This is a genomic window from Paenibacillus sp. FSL W7-1279 (genome assembly GCF_037969845.1).
GTDB lineage: Bacteria > Bacillota > Bacilli > Paenibacillales > Paenibacillaceae > Paenibacillus_AQ.
Genome location: NZ_CP150215.1, coordinates 436,344 through 456,299, shown reverse-complemented (window position 1 = coordinate 456,299; position 19,956 = coordinate 436,344). Strand labels below are relative to the sequence as shown.

Below are 19,956 nucleotides of genomic sequence, written 5' to 3'. Positions count from 1 at the left end.
CTTCACCTCGATAACAATGAAATGATTATTCCTTCTTTTTCAGCTTGTCTTTGATTGCTTCCAGTTCATCCTGGGCAGAGGGAGTCTCCATTGGAGCAGCTCCGTCCTTCTTCATATTCTTCTCCAATTCAGCGATCAGATCGTCCAGATCGTCTTCCTTCGCTCCGGCGCGAAGCTCGGCCAGGGCCAGCGCTTCATCCAAGGCACGGTTTACCTTCTCTTCCATCGTGTTGAATGCCGCATTCGCACCGCCCGAGGATGCATGGCCGGCGTTTATATTCTGCTGGACTTTGGCAGCCGCCATCTTCCCTTTCAACTCCGCATAACGAGCTTCCAGCTGACTCATGTCCGACACCAGTTTATCCTGCATTTGTTTCATCCTGACGGCGTTTGCGGAAGCCGATTCGTAGGCTGCCTGCAGTTCGCTCAGCTTCTCAGCCTGAGCCGCTTTTCGTTCCAGGAACTTCAGGGCATCGCCTTCGTTTCCCGCTTCCACGGCCTTCTCCGCATATCGCTGCAGCTTCTTGATCTCGCTACTGCATTCATCAAGCGCCCGCTTCGCTCTTCGCTCATCCGAGAGCACGGAAGCCGTCTCCGCTTTCACCTTACCCAAGTCCGTATTCAAGCTGCGCATATAAGTATCAACTGTTTTCTCCGGATCTTCCGTCCGATCCAACAGCGCGTTCACATTCACCTTCATAACATCCTTAAACCTCGATAAGATTCCCACCATGAGTGTCCCCCTCGAAAAGTTTACATTTAAACTATAATACCCTATATACCGACAAAAGGTTTCAATTGCCGAAATTCGATGGAATATATGTAAATTTATTGCTATAGAAAAACAAAAAAATACCCTCCGACCTAATGATCGGAGGGTGTATATATTAGATATCATCCCGAATCTGGATACGCTTCTTACCGGGATTCGGCTGCTTCGGTATTTCAAGCTTAAGGACTCCATCCTTCAGGGAAGCGGCAATTTGGTCCTCGGCTATGTTCTGCACGTAAAATCTGCGCACATACTCGCCATAACGGCGTTCCTTCCGGACGATCTGCTGCTTCGTATCCTCTACGCTGTGATCCTCCTTGCGAACGGCTTTGATCGTTAAGTAAGGGTCAGCGTAGCTGATTTCGATGTCGTCCTTTTGAAAGCCTGGAAGTTCCGCCTCAACCAGATAAGCGCGCTCCGTCTCTTTAACGTCTGTTTTGAAAGACATCATCGAACCTTTGAACGGTGCAAACGCCTCATCTTGAAACGCATCGTTAAAGACATCGTGAAATGACTTCACCAACTGTCCGAAGGCATCCTCTCTGCGCTTTCCAAATGGCATCAAATCAAACATCATAGATTTCCCCTTTCTTATTTGACCTTGTTTGACCTTACGCCTTTATTATATGCCTTGCACGCATTAATGCCAAAACCGATGATGAAGAAATCAGAGCTAAAATAGCGTATTTTCAGCCGATTTTTTGAATGAAGGGGTATCGATCTTTCGATTTGACCTTTTTTGACCTTTAGACTATATTGTATCTACCGTCATCAAGCAGCCTGGATCGTGACGAATCTTGGGATCATGAAAAAGGCACCCTAAGGGTGCCTTTCACATTAAATATGGGAGCCTGAGGATAGTCGATACATCATGAAAGATTGCCTCGACACCGTCTTTTGCGAGAGCAGCAAACAGCTGAGGTTATCGTTTATTCACAATACGATCGATTTCACTTTTCAACAAAAGGTATCGATGCACGCTTCTCATGATCGGAACTTTGGTCAGCTTATTCTGATCGACATAGCTTTTCATTTGATCTTTGGACAAACCTAACAATTGACCTGCCTCAGAAACGGTTAATACTTCTTCATTACTGGTTGCATTAAACGTTTTTTTCACCTTTAAATTCCAATCTTCGAACACCTGCATGAGATCTCAACCTTTCTTTAACGCAACGAATGAAACAAAGTGGTTAAGGAGCCGAAAAGGCTTCTCCCTACGATTTGGTATCCTTGCGCTGATTCTTACGGTAAAGCTTGATCTGCTGATCCGACGAAACAAGGATCGGTAGAATTTTATTGCTGCTGACCATGGACGACGCGCACTGTGAACAAATGGGAACTTCCTTGAACGAGAAGCTGTCTCGAATCCAACCGTTACACCCTTCCTTCGTACAAGACCAGATCGCGGTCATCTCTTCCGGCAGATTTTCCAGTGGTTTATTCCAAGAATAAGACAATGAACTTCCCCCTTTAGCTACATTTTTAACGCCTTCATGCTGCTTGATCTCTATTATAAAAAAAACCCCAAACGGTACGTTTGGGGATCTTTTCACGAATCTACAGTTTTACAACGTTCTCAGCTTGCTGTCCGCGGTTGCCTTGAACTACGTTAAATTCAACACGTTGTCCTTCATCAAGCGACTTGAAGCCGTCGCCAGTGATTGCACTAAAGTGTACGAATACGTCTTCGCCACCTTCAACCTCGATGAAACCAAAGCCTTTTTCTGCGTTAAACCATTTTACTGTTCCTGTTTGCATAGAAACACCTCCTAAATTTATATGATTTTCTCATTTTTGGTTAAAAAACAAAAAATTCACATATTGCACAAGGTTCCTAATCAAAATAATAACCCTCTGCAATATGTGAATCTCAGGTCAAAATCCCAATAAACTTATTATACCCCAACCGATCTAAAATAGCAAACGTCTTATTTCTAAGGGCGCAATCCAAAAAAAGACATGGATAAAATAAACTTAAACGCTACCAAGCTAATGGGGAGATTGATGAGAAGGCCGGTAGTCAGTTTAATCTGCTAGCTAGAGACATGTTTACGCAAAAAAAAGACCATTCCCCGGCAGAATACCGGGAAATGGCCCAAGGCTACAGCTTTAAAATGTCTCGCGAATACAGCCGTGTTATGTGCTCCCATCAGGGGTTACATCTGAGCACCTGTCTGATAACTGAGCAGCTGCCGGAAAGTGCCTTTATGATCCTGGGACAGCTGCTGATAACCTCCCTGCTGGATAACCCGCCCCTGCTCCATCACGATGACCTGGTCCGCATGGCGAATGGTGGACAGCCGGTGAGCAATCACGATAATCGTCATGCTCCCTTTCAGCTGTTCCAACGCTTCCTGAATCCGCTGCTCATTCTCACTGTCGAGCGCGCTTGTCGCTTCGTCCAATACCAGAATCGAAGGCTTTTTCAAGATAGCTCTGGCCAGCACAATCCGCTGACGTTCTCCCCCGGACAGGCGGATACCCCGGTCACCGATGACGGTATCGAGGCCTAGCGGAAGCCCGTGCACGAATTCGTCGGAGGCTGAAAACCTCAGCGCTTCCCACAGCTCGTATTCCGAGGCATCGGGAGCCACCAGCTTCAAGTTATCCCGTATGCTCTCATTGAACAGAAAAGGATCCTGCGCCACATATCCGATCCCCCCTCGGAGCGACATCAGCTGACCTTCGTCCTCCATAGACACGCCGTCCACAAGAACTTGCCCGCTCTCCGGTTGGATCAGTCCCATAAGAAGATCGATAAGTGTGCTCTTGCCCGCGCCAGATTTGCCGACGATGGCCGTCATGCGATTGGCCGGAATATGTAAGTTGATATCTCGTAAAGCATAGACGGGGCTAGAGGCATCGTACCGATAGTCCACATGACGACAATCAATTCCATGCTGCAGCTGTAGTCGCTCGCCACCTGCCATCGGAACCGATCCGGCGATTTCCCTGTCTTCCTCGTATTCCGCTTGCAGCTCGCGAATCGCCCGGAAGGCCGGGAAATTCGACACGAGCTGCTCGGTGCTCGATTGAATGCTGATAAATCTAGGCCATAAGCGCGAAAAGATAAGAACGATCATCAGCAGCTGCTCGGCAGGCGTACGCAGCACTTCCAGCGCCAAATACACAAATCCGGCAACCAGCAAGACGGACGAGAGCCGATAAATCAGCTGGGACAAAGAATTGATTTTGCCAAATTGGATGAAGTTATGCTCCATCTTTCGCGACAGCCTGTCAAACCAGTTCATATGAAACGGCTCCAACCGGTTGCTCTTGATATCCTTGATGCCGTTGAAATGTTCGCTGATGCCCGCAAAATAATATTTTGATAACTCTGTCGTCTGCTCGCCGATCCGCTTCGAGCGCCGGATGAATCTGCGTCCGAACAGGGCAAGGAGCCCGCCGCTCAACAGGACGATGAGAGTCAGCAGCGGAGCCAGCCATAGGGCAAGGCCGATCTGAATAACCGTGAACAAGAAAGACGAGACCATCTGCAGGAACAGAAACGTGCCCTGATTGACGCGCCCGAGCTCATTGGTCATGACATGGTTGAAATCCGACCTGCGGTGCCGCAGGAAAAACTCCCATTTGGCATGCAGCAGCCCTTGATACGTTTCCATGCGCAGTTTGCGAATGAATCGCTGCAGGATTTTTGCATTTAACAGGTTCTGGCTGCGCTGCAGCAAGGCCTGCCCGCCCACAATCACAACATAGAGGGCCAGCACCATCGGCAGATTGAGCTGCAATGACCATGAACCCGCAAGGTCCATCAAGGTTGAGACGAGCGGCACCCCGCTCAAATCAGTCTCGAATACGCCAATGACCCCGAGAAGCGGGACGATCAAATAGATGCCGATGCCGTCCAGAACACTGATGACCAGAATCATACTCATATTGAGGTAGAGCTTAAACCCGGCCATCCCATGCATTTTACGGATAAAATATAAGAGATCCTTCAATGTAAAAACTCCTTATCGGATGACCGCTTCAAGTTCAAATCTCCGGCCCCCATATCCTTACCGAATATCCCGACGACGGCATATCGTTCGTGCCCTTCTCTCCCCGTTACAATATAAGAGCCGCAGCGGAGCCAGGCATGGGCCACCATCATTCCTTTATCGTCCCGTCCGCTCCCCAGATAAAGCGTACTCGGAATCCCTCTTCGCTCCAGCATCTTCATCGCCGCAACGGCTTTAACCAGGCACTGGCTTTCCCACCATGTGACACGGCTCATGGTATGTACGGCTCTTGAGATTTGGCGGACAAGCGAAAGCTCCTGCTCCGTATAGCCCACATACGGCGTCTCCTTCATATGTTCTCCCAGAGACGAAGATACCTTTTGGAAAGGAAATAGCTTGAATACCCTTCCCCAGGCCAGATAAACATAAGCTTCTGCCAACATCAGCTTCATGCTAACAGGATAAGACATGAATCGGCGTGCTTTCCGGTAAAGGCTCATTGCTATTTATCCACCTGAACAAGGCCTTCCGTGGCTAACTGCTTGAGAAATAATCGGACCTGCTGCTCACAGATCTCCGGCTCGATTTCATACTCCATCACCAATTGATCCACCATATTGGAGATCGTAACGGGAGACGAAATAAGTTCCCATATCCGCCCGCCAATCCGTCCCAGATTATAATACTTGCCGTTTTCGATGCTCAGCATCACCTTCTCGCCATCCATATCACTGACCAGGAAACCTTCGGATTGCACAACAAGCGCGTCTGTCGTGATTAATTCCGTACTCATGAATAGAACCCCCTTTTTTCAGCTATATAAGCTCGCTTGAGCAATATTCTGATGCTACTCGCTTATACCTAATGGATTACGATCCAATGTTACAAGCGATAATACCCTTAAATCGACGGTTGTTTCATACGCCGCCAGAACCAGAGAAATGGCCGCAGCGGATAATACAGAAAATGCAGTGACTTTGGTAATGGCAGCACCGAAGCGTCCCGCGAATTAGGCAGAAACTTATTCAATATATACAAAACTTTCTGTTTTCTCGTCATTAACGAGAAAAGGTAACGGTTATAACGCCATGCTACGCTTTTCTCCGGCACCGGGTTCAATTTGACGATCCTTTTAATATAGTAGAGAGCGCTTTGTGCAAGGCGATGGGCTTTGGAGTTCATCGTCAATACAGTCAAATCGTGCGGAATGTCGACCGAGAACAGTCGTGACAAGAGAACGAAAGCCTGCCCTACATATTGCTGTCCCCCATATCGCTCAAAGTGAGCTCTCATATCGTTGCTGTTTATGATCGGGAGCAGCCTTTCAATATCCATCAGCCAACGCAGGCGGAACCAACCATGCCTGGCGCCATGGTCGGCCAGATAGCTTAGCAAATCCTCATTGCCCAGATAATGATAAATCTGATGCGACAGCATTACATCATTCCTGCGCTCCCACAATAAATCAAAGGAAAACGACTTATTATAATGAGGATTTAGACGCCAGTGAACTTCGATCTGCGTCGAATGTTTCTTATGCTCGTAGGAGAAGTGATGGCTTGTTTTCTTCCAATTTTCCAATATACGTTCATCCTGCAACTCGTACCCAAGCTGCCCCAACACCCGTTCAACCCTCTCCACGTCATCCGCATCCACCAAGATATCCAAATCCTTCGAAGTCCTGTGTGCCAGATCCCCGTAGAGCTGCGTGGCTAATATTGGGCCTTTTAGCAAAAGTGTACGCACCCCATTATCCTTGAGCGCCTCACAAAGCTGGCTCATTTCCCTGCTTAAATGCAGCATTTTCATCACGTTGTTATGATAATGCTGCTGGAGGGATGTCATAACCTCACACGGAATCAGTGATGTGTCACCCCCTTTAAGCCGCAGATATACAAGGGGATAAACCCGGTGGTGCAGCGCGAGTTTCATGAATAGTTCCCAATCGAGATCCGATGCATATTGCTTTATGAGAATTTCTTCGTGAGTGTTATTGCGGAGAAGATAAAGTAAAAAAGATAGTTCTTTGGAGATATCACTCAAGTCCAGTTTAATGGCATCTTCAATAATCAAGGTATCCACCCCCTATCTTTATAAATTTGTACGCCGTATAGTCCTCCAATCAGATCTGCTGACTGTCTAGTGTCAGTTGTATTTCATCAGAAGTTATATCTAAGTGCTGTTTCCTCCAGTACATGTAAATATCTCTCAAGCTATTTTCTAATGAGATGGAAGGGGTCCACCCGGTCGTCTCCATCAACTTATGGTTCGAACCATAATACTCAGGTACATTATTCGGTCTTAATTTGTCTTTGTTTACGACAACTTCAATGGATTTTGAAGAAAAAGATACCAGTAACGTAAGGATGTCTTGGATGGAGACACATTTACCGGAGCATACGTTATAGACTTCTCCCGCTTTACCTTTTTCAACAAGCAACCGGTACGCCTCTACGATATCTCTTACATCTGTAAAATCTCGTTTACTGCTCAAATCTCCTACAGAGATTACCGGCTCAGCTTTACCCAGCTCTATCTTAATCAACTGGTTAGCAAAGTCACTTGTCACGAAACCAAGCGCTTGGCCTGGACCTATATGATTAAAGGCTCGAGCGTGAATAATCTTCATCTCATACGTGCTGCAATATGAGTGTATCAACTTACTCAAGGTAAGTTTGGACAACCCATAAGGATTACCTGGATTCGTATCTGCGCCCTCCACAATCGGTAAATCTTTAACCCATCCGTACTCCTCCGATGAGCCTATCGATATAATTCTTACTCTGCTTCTTATAGAGGAGTCCTTTACAGCCTCAAATAGCCCAATAGCATCCATCACATTTGATTGAAAGGTTTCATGAATATGACTCCATGAATACTGGACTGAGCTTTGACCCGATAGATGAAAGATGGCATCCGGTCTTACTTCTTCCATAACTTTCGTTATCGTTTCTTTATCAGAAAAATCCATCTTAAGGATATTCACTTCACCTAGCAGGGAAGAGGGTACCTCACGTGATGTTCCCCATACCTCATAACCATGGTCAACTAGGTTTTGCGCTAGGTACTTGCCAACAAAACCACTAACTCCAGTAATTAAGGCTTTCATTGATGTACCAATACATTATTGTTGCTGGAGATCTTCTGCAAATCGTTATCGACCATCATCTTAACCATTTGCTCAAATCCAATCTCCAACTTCCATCCCAGCTTCTCTTTCGCTTTTGAACAATCCCCTAGCAATAAATCCACCTCAGCCGGACGAACAAACTTCTCATCAATTACAACATAATCTCTCCAGTTGAGATCCACATGGCTAAAGGCAATGGAGACAAGCTCCTCTACGGTATGAGTTTCTCCTGTTGAAATAACAAAATCCTCTGCCTTGTCTTGCTGCAGCATAAGCCACATGGCCTTTACATAGTCTCCTGCAAATCCCCAATCACGTTTGGCATCCAGGTTACCCAGTCGTAATTCGGTTTGGAGTCCTAATTTAATTCTTGCAACCGCGTCTGTTACTTTTCTAGTAACGAATTCCACGCCTCTGCGAGGAGACTCATGATTGAACAAGATACCGGAACAAGCATACATATCATAGCTTTCACGATAATTAACTGTTATCCAGTGCCCGTACACCTTCGCTACACCATAAGGGCTGCGCGGATAAAATGGTGTTGTCTCCTTCTGAGGTGTTTCCACCACTTTACCAAACATCTCACTGCTTGATGCCTGATAATATCTTGCTTCTGGCTTCACGTAGCGTACAGCCTCGAGCATATTCGTGACACCAATCGCTGTGGATTGTCCTGTCAGTACAGGCTGAATCCAGGAAGTGCCTACGAAGGATTGGGCCGCCAAATTGTAAACCTCATCCGGATTCGAAATGCGCACCGCATTCATTAGTGAACCCTGATCCAGTAAATCACCATCGATAAATTCAATCTCATGCTTAATATGTTCGATATTCTCCATGATGGGTGTACTGGTTCTTCTACGCAGTCCATAGACCTTATAGCCCTTCTCCAGCAATAACTCCGCCAAATAGGAGCCGTCCTGTCCAGTTATTCCAGTAACGAGTGCATTCTTAGTCACGATAAATCTTCCCCTTCATCAATAATTTATAATGCTGATGGTGAATACATGGTATTTCATACAATCATTGACCTACAAAGCAAGGGATGGTGCCTTTTCCTTAATTCCTCCCCGCATATTGGGCCTGCCAACCGAATAATAAACAAGCTGGGTATTGGCCAACTGCTCCTCTGTATATATATTCCTTCCATCAATCAGGTAAGGTGATTTCAACCATGTGGCAATGTCGGTTAACGAGATACGCTCAAATTCCTTCCATTCGGTCAGAATACAAAGTGCGTCTGCCTGCCAAGCCGCTTCCTTCGCTTCCTGACAATAAACGATCTGTTTGAAATCTGAGTGATTCCTGAAATTGTCGGATGCAATAGGATCATAAGCTTTAATTCTAGCTCCCCGTTCCTGCAAGGCAGCAATAATTTCGAATGCGGGAGAGTCGCGAACATCATCCGTCTCCGGTTTGAACGCTAACCCCCAAATGCCGATTGTCGCACCTGATAAATCACCCAGTAAGGTCTCGAGCTTTCGGACCACATTAAATCGTTGATCACGATTAACTTCAACAACGGACTTCAGGAGCTTGAAATCATAATCCATCTGTCCCGCTATTTGAATAAGTGCTTGTGTATCCTTAGGGAAGCAGGAGCCACCGTAACCAATGCCCGCTCTCAAAAATGAAGAGCCGATGCGTCTGTCATAGCCCATACCAGAGGCTACCTTCGTCACATCAGCTCCAACTTTTTCACATATATTCGCAATTTCATTTATAAAAGATATTTTGGTTGCCAGAAAAGCATTCGAGGCGTATTTAATCATCTCGGCACTTCGAATATCGGTTACGATGATATCCGAGGTTAACGTTTTATGAAGCTCAACCAGTTGTCTTCCCGCTCTTTCGCTGTCGGTGCCAATGATGATCCGATCGGGATTCAACGTATCGTAGACCGCTGTTCCTTCACGTAAAAATTCAGGAACAGATGCGATATCAAACGATTCATTCGTGTATTCCGAAATGATCTCCCGAACCTTCTCGTTGGTGCCAACTGGAACCGTGCTTTTCGTTACGATAATTTTGTAACCATTCATGGCTCGACCGATCTCTTTGGCTGCCTGTTCGATGTAACTCAGATTAGCATGACCATTGGGAAGGGAAGGCGTTCCTACTGCGATAATTACAATATCCGAGCTCTTGACCGATTCATTTAGGTCTGTTGTAAAGTTTAATCTGCCTGCTGCTTGGTTCGTAACGATTAATTGTTGAAGCTCTGGTTCATATATGGGTACCTCTCCACGATTAAGCTGCATGATCTTCTGTTCGATTTTATCGACGCATATAACTTCATTCCCAAGCTCAGCGAAGCATACGCCTGAGACTAATCCGACATACCCGGTTCCAACTACTGTTAATTTCATCTCTTATCACTCCAATGCGTAGTGAAAATCCATGTTACACAGAAACAATATGAATGATTTCCTCCCACCTAGTGGCCAGTCTTACAATATCATCTTCAATGAGCTCACTACCTGACTGAACCTCAATTATCTCAAGCTCTGTTAGGGCTTTTATGCTATGCTTCGCTTCGATCGGAATGACAATGACATCGCCAGCTTTAATATGGCGGACATCATCATTTAGTATCATTTCTCCTTCTCCGGATATTACCGTCCACACTTCTCTGCGCAGCATATGGTATTGATAGCTTAAATTTTGCCCTTCATGAATACAGATACGCTTCGTTAATACCTCGCATCCATTCGGATATTTAGTATAGTCCAGTACCCGATAGCGTCCCCATCTGCGCTCTTCATGCATGGGTCGCTGATCTCCAAATTTGACCACCTCTTTAAGCCGTATACTGGCATTCTTCTCAGAAACAAGAATCCCGTCCGGACTAGCAGCAACAATCAAATTCCGAGCACCTATGACGGTTATTGGAATATCCAGCTCATTAATAACATGTGTATTGGAAGAATCCTCGCTCAATGTGCCCCGCCCCACTAAGGGGTCTTTGATTTCCTCTGTCAGCACATTCCATGTGCCCAAGTCCTTCCACAAGCCGCTATATGGCATAACCACAATATTATTTGCTTTCTCCACTACAGCGTAATCGAAGCTCGTCTTGTGTATTCGGTGATACTGTAGAAGTAATTCATCATATTGAATGGGAAGAGACTGTTCAATAAGATGATTGATGAGATAACCGAGCCGAAAAGCAAACACGCCGCAATTCCAGAGGGCGGATTGCTCCAACAGCTGAAGAGCGTGTTGTTCTTCAGGCTTCTCAACGAAATGGCTAACCTTGTAGAATTCCATCCCATTGCTTAACTTCGATACAGACTGCGGTATGATATAACCAAATTTCGAGGAGGGATGATCTGGCGAAACCCCCATTAATCCAAGATCGGCTTCCGTTTCAAGCATTAATGCTTCCAGTTCCTTTACTTTCTCAAAGAAGTGATCCTCTACAAAAGGATCAACCGGAAGCACAATGACAACGTCATTCAGACTGACACCCTTCACGGAGTATAAATAACCGGCAGTTAAGGCAATTGCCGGGAAAGTATCTCTTCGTTCAGGTTCAACAACGATTTCCACCTCGTGTCCAAGCTGATTTTGAAGCAGTTCAACTTGCGATCTTCCGGTTGCTACAACGGCGATCTGAGTTAAGTTCATCTTGCCAAGCTGATTCCATACCCTCTGTACCATCGATTCACGTTGGCCAGCTGCGTTATTCAGTATTTTAAGAAACTGCTTGGAGCGTGTCTCATTAGACAACGGCCATAATCGGTTTCCGCTGCCTCCTGACAGTAGAACAATATGCATCTGCTAATAACTCCCCTCCGGTTCTGGAATAGTCGAATTGATCTCTCTTGATTTCAGCGAAGATTCAATGATGGACTGCATCCGTTCGATAAATATGTGTTCGCTGAATTGTTCTGCATGCTGCCTTATATACTGTGGGTCCCAATCATATTGATCGAACCGGTTAATCGTATTCACTAAAGAGCTTATCGACTGCTCCTCAAAATATAACCCTGTCTGTTCAGCTATAATGGTGTCCAGCGCTCCGCCCCCGTAGTACGCGATAATCGGTCTGCCGCATGCATTGACTTCAAGAGGAGTTAGGCCAAAATCCTCGATACCGGGAAATATCAGCGCCTTGCAATTCTGCATGTAACGGACAACATCTTCGTCACTTCTTCTTCCAAGAAAAGTGACAGTATCCCCTGCAAGCTGCTCCAGCCTTTGCCGATCGGGTCCATCTCCAATTACGATCAGACGCTTACCGGACTGTGAGCATGCCTCAATTGCCAAATCTATTTTTTTGTAGGAAACCAATCGCGAGACAACAAGAAAATAATCCTCCGGCTCCCCTTCCGTGACGCTAAACCGGCTAACTTCTACGGGAGGAAATATGATTGGAGCATTTACTCCGTAACAATGTTTAATTCGCTCCTTCACGATCGTGGAAATAGCGATCAAACGATCCACGCGTTTAGAGTTATTCTTATCCCATCTCTTTAGAGGATAGATTAGCCATTTCGCAATCCTCTTCACGAAACGGGGGACTTGAATACTTTCCATGTACGTCTCAAAATCCCAGACAAAGCGCATGGGCGTATAGCAATAACAGACATGCAGGCTCTGCTTGCCCTTCCGAACCCCTTTCGCATAAGCACTGCTGGAGCTAAGAATAAGATCGTAGTTCTTCACGTTTATAGACCTGATTGAGAATGGGTACAGCCAGAAATAAAGCTTAAATTTATTTAGTATCCCCGGTATTCGCTGCATCCAAGTCGTATGGATAACCGCATCCTGTAATTCAGGGAGTAGTTTATTGCGATCGACTATGGTTGTGTAGATTGGTGCCTCGGGAAACATCTTGTGCAATACAGCCACCACACGTTCGGCTCCCCCCATTTGATTGAGGTAATCATGCACAATGGCTATTTTCAAATCCCGCATTATACCAGCTCCCTTGCATGCTGTTGTTGTTCCACCTGTTTCATTCCCGGCTTAGACAACAGTTGTTGATAGATCAGCTCAATTTTTTGAGATGTCTGCTTAATCGAGAAGTGATCTCGCACACGCTCTTGCCCGTTATCGCTAAGCGTCAACCACATTCGTTTATCCTTTAGCACCTGCCGGATACATTGTGTAAGCTCTTCGATGTTTCCAGTCTCATACAGAAGTCCACTTTCACCGCTCTGGATAATTTCAGGCACGCCGCCTCCACGGGTGCCAACAACCGGCATACCTTGCGACATGGCTTCAATAATAACTCTCCCAAACGGCTCATTCTCTGAGCATAATAAAAGGAGATCTGCTGCACAGCAGATCTCCAGTACATCATCTCTAAATCCAGTAAACCTAACCTTATCTTCGAGCTTTAACGTTCTAGCTCTGGCCTTTAAACGTTCAAGATAGCGTTCATTCTCCTGCCTGAATTTAGCCTCGCCAACGATCCATAGAACCGCATCCGGTTCTTCAACCGCAAACCTTGAAAATGCCTCAATCGCATCTTCCTGCCTCTTCCATGGCGCAATCTGACCAATTATGGTCAGCACTTTCGCATCCAGCGGTGTTTGGAACTCCGACCTTAACCGTGCTCTTATCACGTCTTTTTCCGCCGCATCAAAATGAACCAGTTCTACTCCGTTATGCACAAGATGGCATCTTTCTTGCAAAGAGGGATGATCCATACTATGAATAACGGATTCAGAAATACCGATAAGAGCCTGCGTCGTATGGACGGCTAATTTTTGAATAAGCCTTCCAATGAGTCCCTTAGGCGGCATATCTCGCAAATGCCATACGACAGGAAGCCTATGATACCATCTGAATAATGCTGCCATCATACCAGCACGGATCGAATTGGCATGAATAAGATCTACCTGGCTTCGCTTCATAAGAAGGGCAAGCCTCCAACCTGCCCATAGCATACCGAATACATATATAACAAGAAGGAGAGGATTTTTAGTTAACCTCGCACGAAAGCTTGGTATAACAACAGCTTCAAGCCCTTGGCTGCGGGCTCTCTGAAGAAGCTCCCCCTCTGGTGCAAACAATATCGGATGCGCTTTGGTTAAATGCCTGGCGGTCAACAGCAAGCTAATCTCGCCCCCGCTCACGGTACTCGTATGATTATAGAAGGCAATCCTCATGTTCTAAGTACCTTCCTTTTCTCAATCTCTTCCGTAAATAACCCGGTTACAGCTTCCGCCACCCTGCTCCATGTATACCGATTCAGCACATGTTGTCTGCATGTTTCCCGGGTTGGCAAAAATAAATTGTTATTTAGAACATCAATAATTTTTTCACTCATGGCCTCAGATGTCCCGTCTTTGAACAGTAAGTCATTCGACAATTGCTGCAGAATCTCTTTCGTCCCCCCATATGGAGTTCCTAGCACGGGCGTCCCGCACGCAAGAGACTCAACAGTTATAAGCCCAAATCCCTCTAAGGTAAGTGTCGGAACAACACTGATATCCGCAGCTTGATAGTACCGAACAAGCTCTTCGTTAGAAATTCTGCCAAGCAATTTAACATGCGAAGCGAGTCCAAGCTGACCGATTAACGCTTCGTATTCCGCACGCATGGGTCCGTCTCCACCGATGAACAGGCGAGATTCAGGATGTATCTTAATCACGTCTACCATGGCGTGAATCAGCCTGTCGATTCCCATCCTACGGACTAATCTTCTTATACAGAAGAGCATGGGCTGACCAGTTGAAATAGCCAGCTCTGTTCTCAATTGCTCCCGATTGGGATGAGGGCGGAAGCGTTCATGATCTACAGCCGCTGGAATTATATGAACGTCCCGCTCTTTCACATCATAGTTCTCCACGAGCATATCTTTAAAATATTGACTCAGAACAATAAAGCTGTCTGAACGCCGATAGCTAATTTGTTCTACTTGTTTCTTCAGCCAACACTTCACCTCTGTCACGGCTCCGCTCTGCTTCTTCTCCTCAATTTTTGATTCTAACGCCCAAGGTCCTTGAAAATGAGTAACAATTGGGACATGCGGCGGTATTTTCTTCCTTGTAACCATAGCTGAATAGAGTGCAAAATGCGGATTATATACATCGGGCTGAAAGCTGCCAACTGCTTGAAAGGAACGCTTCTGAACAGATCTCATTCGAGACAGGAGATCGTGATGGGTTGCTCCTTCCGTTGTATTGATTATATTAAGATCTGTTTCTATACTAGCCCCCTGAGGACCTACGACCAGTCCAAGCTCGGTATGGCCATACTCCTTCATAGCTTTCATATAATCCGCAAAATAACGGTTTAATCCGCCATGCTGAATATCGATCCAACCCATTCCAGTTGTAAGTATATTCATCATAATCTCTCTTTTCTTCAATAAGATTTAACGGTAAAGCTAGTTCAATTGGCACAGTATGACTCCTTAGCTGCTCAATTGAATACGAATACGCTGAAGCAGCCATACAATATCCATCTTCGTCAAGATAAAGTCCCGTGGTTTAATATGATGCTTCAGCGTATAGAGCAGGAAGATCAGAATAAATTCCACGACGGATGTAATCAACAGCGAGATTGCCGCACCTTCAATTCCCAGTATCGGGATAAGAATATTCAGCAGCACAATATTAATTCCCAGGGTTGATACTCTAATGATGGTAACTACTCCCGGCTTGCCAGTAGACATAAATCCTTGTGAAAGAATCCACGAAAGACTTGCAATCCCCGTTTGGAAGATTAAAATCCGGAATATCGGAACAGCATCCGTAAATGACTGTCCATACAAGAGAATTAACAGATATGGTGCAATAAGAAATACCGAGGCACCTACAAGAAGAGTCACCAGCATACTAACGCGGTAAACTTTGAACGTGAGTCGAATGGCTTCCGCCTGTTGAAGTCCGGACGCCTTGGGAAACAACACCGAGGTAATCGCAGTCTGAATCGTGTTTAAAATTTTTGACAGGCTCAGCGAAACAACATAAAGGCCAAGGCTGGCCGGTGATAGTAACCCTACTACCAAAATCTGATCAATATAACCGGAGAAGGTCCCTGCCACATCGGTTCCATAGGAACGGACCCCGTAACTGAGCAGCTTTTTGGCGGATTTCAGCTTGTTTCTCTGTTTCATTTTATAATGCAAGACCAGCTTGATTGTTATCCATATGGTTATTGGGATAGCGGGAAAAAGATATACAATCGATGTATAAAATGACGTAACATTCCCGGTTGCAACAAGAACACCGAGCAGAATCAGTGTACCCAGGACCGGAATATATCGCATGAAATTATACAAGAGGTATTCTTCTCTAGACTGTAAGGCAGCTATATTAATGGTGCCTAGTATGGCAAGCGGCGAAACTACCAGTGCCCACACGGCAAATTCAATGACTTCCGGTGAGTATTCCTTCATCCAGAACGGAATGAGGGCAGCACCGATCGCTATGGCCACGCATCCAAGAATCAACGACATAATCAACGCGGTGATATAGAGCGAGCCCTGGTTCCCATCTTTTTTTTTCATATAATAGACCAGCGCTGACGGAATGCCTAAAGTTAAACAGTACGCCAAGAATTGCGGCCACATAATCATGGCTGCCTGTTCTCCACGTCCCTCAGGGCCTAAAGTCCTCGCGATAATAATACCTGTCAATACGTTGACACCGAGGATTAACACATTGGATGCAAATGTTTGCATCACATTGCCAAGACTGCCCCAACTTCTTTTATTTTTGAGTATATGTATTTTCAACATACCGTTCTTTCCCTTCAAGCCTATCGATCGGCAGGATGCCTGACTGAGCGTTCATCGTCTCTCTGAATATTTCCATGTATTTGATCGCCATGGCCTCCCAGTCGTTTTGGAGCGCATGTTCCCTCGCTCTTCGTGCCATCCTTCTTAATTGTTCCGGATTGGAGGATAGTTTTCTGATTGCATTGGTCAGAGCCTTGGTATCATCCGGATTGTCCAAGATTATGGCTGCATCGTCAGACAGAAGCTCAACCACACCGCAGCGGTTGCTCATGATCACAGGCAGGCCTGATGCCATCGCTTCTAAAATGACAAGCGAGAACGACTCATATCTAGAAGGAAAAACAAACAAGTCGGCAAGCGCCATAAAATCTGCGATATTCTTCCGATACCCAAGGAAATGAACACGGTCCGAAATTCCTAATTGTTCGGCAACTTTCGGATATGGGCTCTTTTCTGCATTTCCTAGAACCAGCAGGTGAACATGCTCCACTTCGGATAACGCACGGAGCACTGTATCCAGATTTTTTATGCCTGAGTTCAAATCTCCTGCAAACAAGGCGTAGACTGTGTGTTCATCCAGTTTATAACCGGCTCTATTGATGTGACGTGGATAGAATTCGCTCGTGTCAACACCATTATGAACAACTGAAATGCGCCGACCGCCGCATTTTGCATCCCGGACGAGTTCCTGCTTCACCTGCCCAGATACGGAAATAATGTGCCGGGTTTTCTTCAGTGCGATTCGCTCCAGAACGGCATTGATCCCGTTGTAGACAAAGTGATAAAACGTCCTTAACGTTTTCTTTTCCCGAAACGGATGATACTTCGACTTCACCCACGCGCTATGAACTAAGTGCACACAATTGATATCAGACCGGGCATAAGTTATGAATCCATTGACCACAACTAGCTGAATGCGGGCCCGACGAAGCCAGATTGAGCATGCGGAAACGATAGCAAACAACTGATTTCGTAATAAGGCGATCGGGATTTTGCTAACATTGATCCTAATCCACTCCACTTGGGAATGATTTCGGAGGTCCTCCGACAGCTCTGAGGATATCACGATCACTTCGTGCCCTTGCTTTAAGGCCTCCACAATAACTTCATAATTGACTCTGCCTTGTCCGTCTCCCTTCTTCACCTTGTGCGTAACAAAACAGATTCTCATCGTTGTACCTCTTTCATCCATGGTTGTGCAGCAAGGGAATCCTCACGAATGGCGCTGAGCAGCGCTTTAGCAATTTTACTGTGTCCCAGTTCATTCGGATGAAACCGGTCTTCCAAGTAATCACTCCATTTATTCAAGGTTTGGGATGTGTCGCACAGAAATATCCGGTTTGAATCTTTGCTGTTCTCGCAAATATCGTGCAATATACCTCTATACCTCTTCATTGATTCTACAGATCCCGGAAAGTACTTCTCCTCGATATCACTGGGAGTAAGCAGCACCACCTTGGTCTTCGGACTGTTATTCAGAATGTTCAGAATAAGTTCCGTCGTATGCTGTTTAAAATCCTCGAGACTCATCCATGGTCTGCCGCCAAACACTTTAATCAGGGTCACCTTCACTCTCCATCGAAGCGCCGATTCCAGCCTTTCCATAAGTCTTCGCGCTTTTCGAGTCGAATAATAAGGTCTTGGGTCCATCCAACCGGGCCTTCGCCACCGTCTGGGCAGCCATTTCAAATACTGCTTCTGTTCCCGTACAATGGATTCCGTAATTCCGTGGGCAAAAACGATGAAATCCGGCTGCAGCTCCATAATACGTTGTTCATACTTCGCCCTTGATTCGTTTACCTGCATGGCGCTGGAGCCGAAATTCATGATTTCAACAGGCTGGGAAAGCAGTGACTTGAGCTGAGCCTGCAACAAGTTGGCATAATTGGTATTGGAGCGAATGACACCTAATCCTTCCGTAATGGAGTCGCCTAAAAAAACGATTAACATGCTACAGTTCCCTCCGATTGGTAGACGCATATGGAAATGCGAGTGAGATAATCAGCAGTAGAATATATCCGCTTAATCCGCTCAATACATTACTTCCTAATAACAGAAATAGAATCGCACTAATAGCTGCAAAGGAAATCGGAGCATAATTCTTCTCTGTTTTGCTGATCTTGAAGAGAATTACGAACAAATATCCTAATAAAAAAATAACGGCCAGTCCCAGGGGTAACCCAAATGAATAAAACAAATTTAAATACCCATTATCAAATACAGCCACTGTATTCGAACTCTGGGTTAGCTTGACCCCCAGTCCCGAACTGCCCAGTCCTCTTCCAATGGGATTGGATATCACATCCGAGATAATATATTTAGCAAAGTCCAACCGCTCATTAAAAGAGTGATCTTCCTCCAATGACTCGAACGTGCTAATACGCGAGGATACCTGATTGGCCCCCGGCAAGAGCGGAAGAATAAAGGTATACGCCAGCACCATAATGACACCTAAGGCTACCAACTGCACTTTGCTCTTTAATCGAGAACGGGCAAAATAGGCAACGATCATTATTACACACGTAATCCATCCAACCCGAACCAGAGTGAGCAGAAGCGCAAACGCGACGATCATAATTCCGACTATGCCAAACGCTCTCCACTTTTTTTGTACAATCATAATGGCTAGTGCAAAACCAAGAAACATACCTGCTGGTCCCGGTGAATTCAGCAGAGAGAACACCCGGAATTTCTGAGGTTCCGGTATTCCGACTGAGTTCATATCCGCGGTTGTCATCCAGAAATGATCCCAAGGAGGCAAAACCAAGTATTGGTATATGCCGTAGACTCCTACAAGGACCGCAAGATAAGCAAAGCTTCTCAGCCATTTGTCCCAAATTCCCTTATCGAACTGACTGGCACTCACGTATAGCAGCACTAAGAATGGAACAAATAAGCTCAGCAAGTCATATACAGAAGACAGTCCATATTTCATGAAACCGAGGATAAACCCATATATCAATGCCACGCTAATGATTTTTATGATCAGTCTTATTCTCGAATCGATCCGATTAAAGTGTTTGATCGTTGTTATCAGTAATATCAATGAAACAGAATACGGAGTCAGCATGATAATCGATGTATCGCTGTACGACTGAAACGACCAGTCGAGCAAGCGTCTTACCTCAGGGCTGATCGTCCATATCAAAAGTGAGTATGGAATAAGAACTTGTGGGCTCTTAAACTGGATATACAGCCCGATCAGCATACATAAGACCAGGAATACCAATTCCAGCAGTTTAATATGCAGAGAGTCAACGGAACTGAGCAATCCAATCAAAGTACCGCTCGCTATAATGACCCCGACCTGTATCGACCCACGAATCGTTCGTGCGGCGTTCCTTCTCCAAGAGCTTAATCCAGAGATCCTCTCCATATTTTCCAA

The 19,956-nt window shown here is 45.7% G+C and carries 20 protein-coding genes; all 20 read right to left on the bottom strand.

The window, feature by feature from the left end; all coding sequences use genetic code 11:
* Positions 1–25: 25 nt before the first annotated feature.
* Entirely contained in the window at positions 26–733 is a 708-nt protein-coding gene (locus MKY82_RS01930) for a PspA/IM30 family protein (RefSeq protein ID WP_339295359.1), read from the bottom strand.
* Between the two features lie 154 nt (positions 734–887).
* On the bottom strand, positions 888–1,346 hold the full coding sequence (locus MKY82_RS01925; protein ID WP_339296626.1) for an Hsp20/alpha crystallin family protein: 459 nt from the start codon (positions 1,344–1,346) through the stop codon (positions 888–890).
* 348 nt (positions 1,347–1,694) lie between these two features.
* The gene (locus MKY82_RS01920; RefSeq protein WP_113059088.1) at positions 1,695–1,922 is read right to left on the bottom strand and encodes a helix-turn-helix domain-containing protein; all 228 of its coding nucleotides are present in this window, start codon (positions 1,920–1,922) and stop codon (positions 1,695–1,697) included.
* Positions 1,923–1,989: 67 nt separating this feature from the next.
* Positions 1,990–2,232 (bottom strand): cold-shock protein, encoded by a 243-nt coding sequence (locus MKY82_RS01915; RefSeq protein WP_071219234.1) that lies wholly within the window; start codon positions 2,230–2,232, stop codon positions 1,990–1,992.
* A gap of 100 nt (positions 2,233–2,332) precedes the next feature.
* Positions 2,333–2,533: a cold-shock protein gene (locus MKY82_RS01910; RefSeq protein ID WP_006207692.1), complete on the bottom strand. Its 201-nt coding sequence runs from the start codon at positions 2,531–2,533 to the stop codon at positions 2,333–2,335.
* Positions 2,534–2,931: 398 nt separating this feature from the next.
* Complete coding sequence (locus MKY82_RS01905; RefSeq protein ID WP_339295358.1) at positions 2,932–4,737, bottom strand: ABC transporter ATP-binding protein; 1,806 nt, start codon at positions 4,735–4,737, stop codon at positions 2,932–2,934.
* A complete protein-coding gene (locus MKY82_RS01900; RefSeq protein WP_339221098.1) occupies positions 4,734–5,237 on the bottom strand; it encodes a lasso peptide biosynthesis B2 protein in 504 nt (167 codons plus the stop codon). The genes MKY82_RS01905 and MKY82_RS01900 overlap by 4 nt, the downstream gene beginning before the upstream one ends.
* A 2-nt stretch (positions 5,238–5,239) precedes the next feature.
* On the bottom strand, positions 5,240–5,530 hold the full coding sequence (locus MKY82_RS01895) for a lasso peptide biosynthesis PqqD family chaperone (RefSeq protein WP_339295357.1): 291 nt from the start codon (positions 5,528–5,530) through the stop codon (positions 5,240–5,242).
* 107 nt (positions 5,531–5,637) lie between these two features.
* The gene (locus MKY82_RS01890) at positions 5,638–6,810 is read right to left on the bottom strand and encodes a nucleotidyltransferase family protein (RefSeq protein ID WP_339295356.1); all 1,173 of its coding nucleotides are present in this window, start codon (positions 6,808–6,810) and stop codon (positions 5,638–5,640) included.
* Between the two features lie 49 nt (positions 6,811–6,859).
* Positions 6,860–7,846 (bottom strand): GDP-mannose 4,6-dehydratase, encoded by a 987-nt coding sequence (locus tag MKY82_RS01885; protein ID WP_194540508.1) that lies wholly within the window; start codon positions 7,844–7,846, stop codon positions 6,860–6,862.
* Positions 7,843–8,829 (bottom strand): GDP-mannose 4,6-dehydratase, encoded by a 987-nt coding sequence (gmd, locus tag MKY82_RS01880; protein ID WP_194540507.1) that lies wholly within the window; start codon positions 8,827–8,829, stop codon positions 7,843–7,845. Before gmd ends, MKY82_RS01885 begins: the two co-directional genes overlap by 4 nt.
* Before the next feature lie 72 nt (positions 8,830–8,901).
* Entirely contained in the window at positions 8,902–10,239 is a 1,338-nt protein-coding gene (locus MKY82_RS01875) for a UDP-glucose/GDP-mannose dehydrogenase family protein (RefSeq protein ID WP_339295355.1), read from the bottom strand.
* 34 nt (positions 10,240–10,273) lie between these two features.
* Positions 10,274–11,650: a sugar phosphate nucleotidyltransferase gene (locus MKY82_RS01870; RefSeq protein ID WP_339295354.1), complete on the bottom strand. Its 1,377-nt coding sequence runs from the start codon at positions 11,648–11,650 to the stop codon at positions 10,274–10,276.
* Positions 11,651–11,653: 3 nt separating this feature from the next.
* Complete coding sequence (locus MKY82_RS01865; RefSeq protein WP_339295353.1) at positions 11,654–12,793, bottom strand: glycosyltransferase; 1,140 nt, start codon at positions 12,791–12,793, stop codon at positions 11,654–11,656.
* Positions 12,793–13,992 carry a glycosyltransferase family 4 protein gene (locus tag MKY82_RS01860; RefSeq protein ID WP_339295352.1) on the bottom strand — a complete coding sequence of 400 codons (1,200 nt, stop codon included), beginning with the start codon at positions 13,990–13,992 and terminating at the stop codon, positions 12,793–12,795. Before MKY82_RS01860 ends, MKY82_RS01865 begins: the two co-directional genes overlap by 1 nt.
* Entirely contained in the window at positions 13,989–15,179 is a 1,191-nt protein-coding gene (locus MKY82_RS01855; RefSeq protein WP_339295351.1) for a glycosyltransferase family 4 protein, read from the bottom strand. The genes MKY82_RS01860 and MKY82_RS01855 overlap by 4 nt, the downstream gene beginning before the upstream one ends.
* A 63-nt stretch (positions 15,180–15,242) precedes the next feature.
* On the bottom strand, positions 15,243–16,571 hold the full coding sequence (locus tag MKY82_RS01850; protein WP_339295350.1) for an oligosaccharide flippase family protein: 1,329 nt from the start codon (positions 16,569–16,571) through the stop codon (positions 15,243–15,245).
* Positions 16,543–17,742, bottom strand: a complete 1,200-nt coding sequence (locus MKY82_RS01845) for a glycosyltransferase family 4 protein (RefSeq protein WP_339295349.1) — start codon at positions 17,740–17,742, stop codon at positions 16,543–16,545. Before MKY82_RS01845 ends, MKY82_RS01850 begins: the two co-directional genes overlap by 29 nt.
* Entirely contained in the window at positions 17,739–18,521 is a 783-nt protein-coding gene (locus tag MKY82_RS01840) for a GDSL-type esterase/lipase family protein (RefSeq protein ID WP_194540500.1), read from the bottom strand. The genes MKY82_RS01845 and MKY82_RS01840 overlap by 4 nt, the downstream gene beginning before the upstream one ends.
* Position 18,522: 1 nt before the next feature.
* A complete protein-coding gene (locus tag MKY82_RS01835) occupies positions 18,523–19,947 on the bottom strand; it encodes an O-antigen ligase family protein (RefSeq protein ID WP_339295348.1) in 1,425 nt (474 codons plus the stop codon).
* Positions 19,948–19,956: the final 9 nt, after the last annotated feature.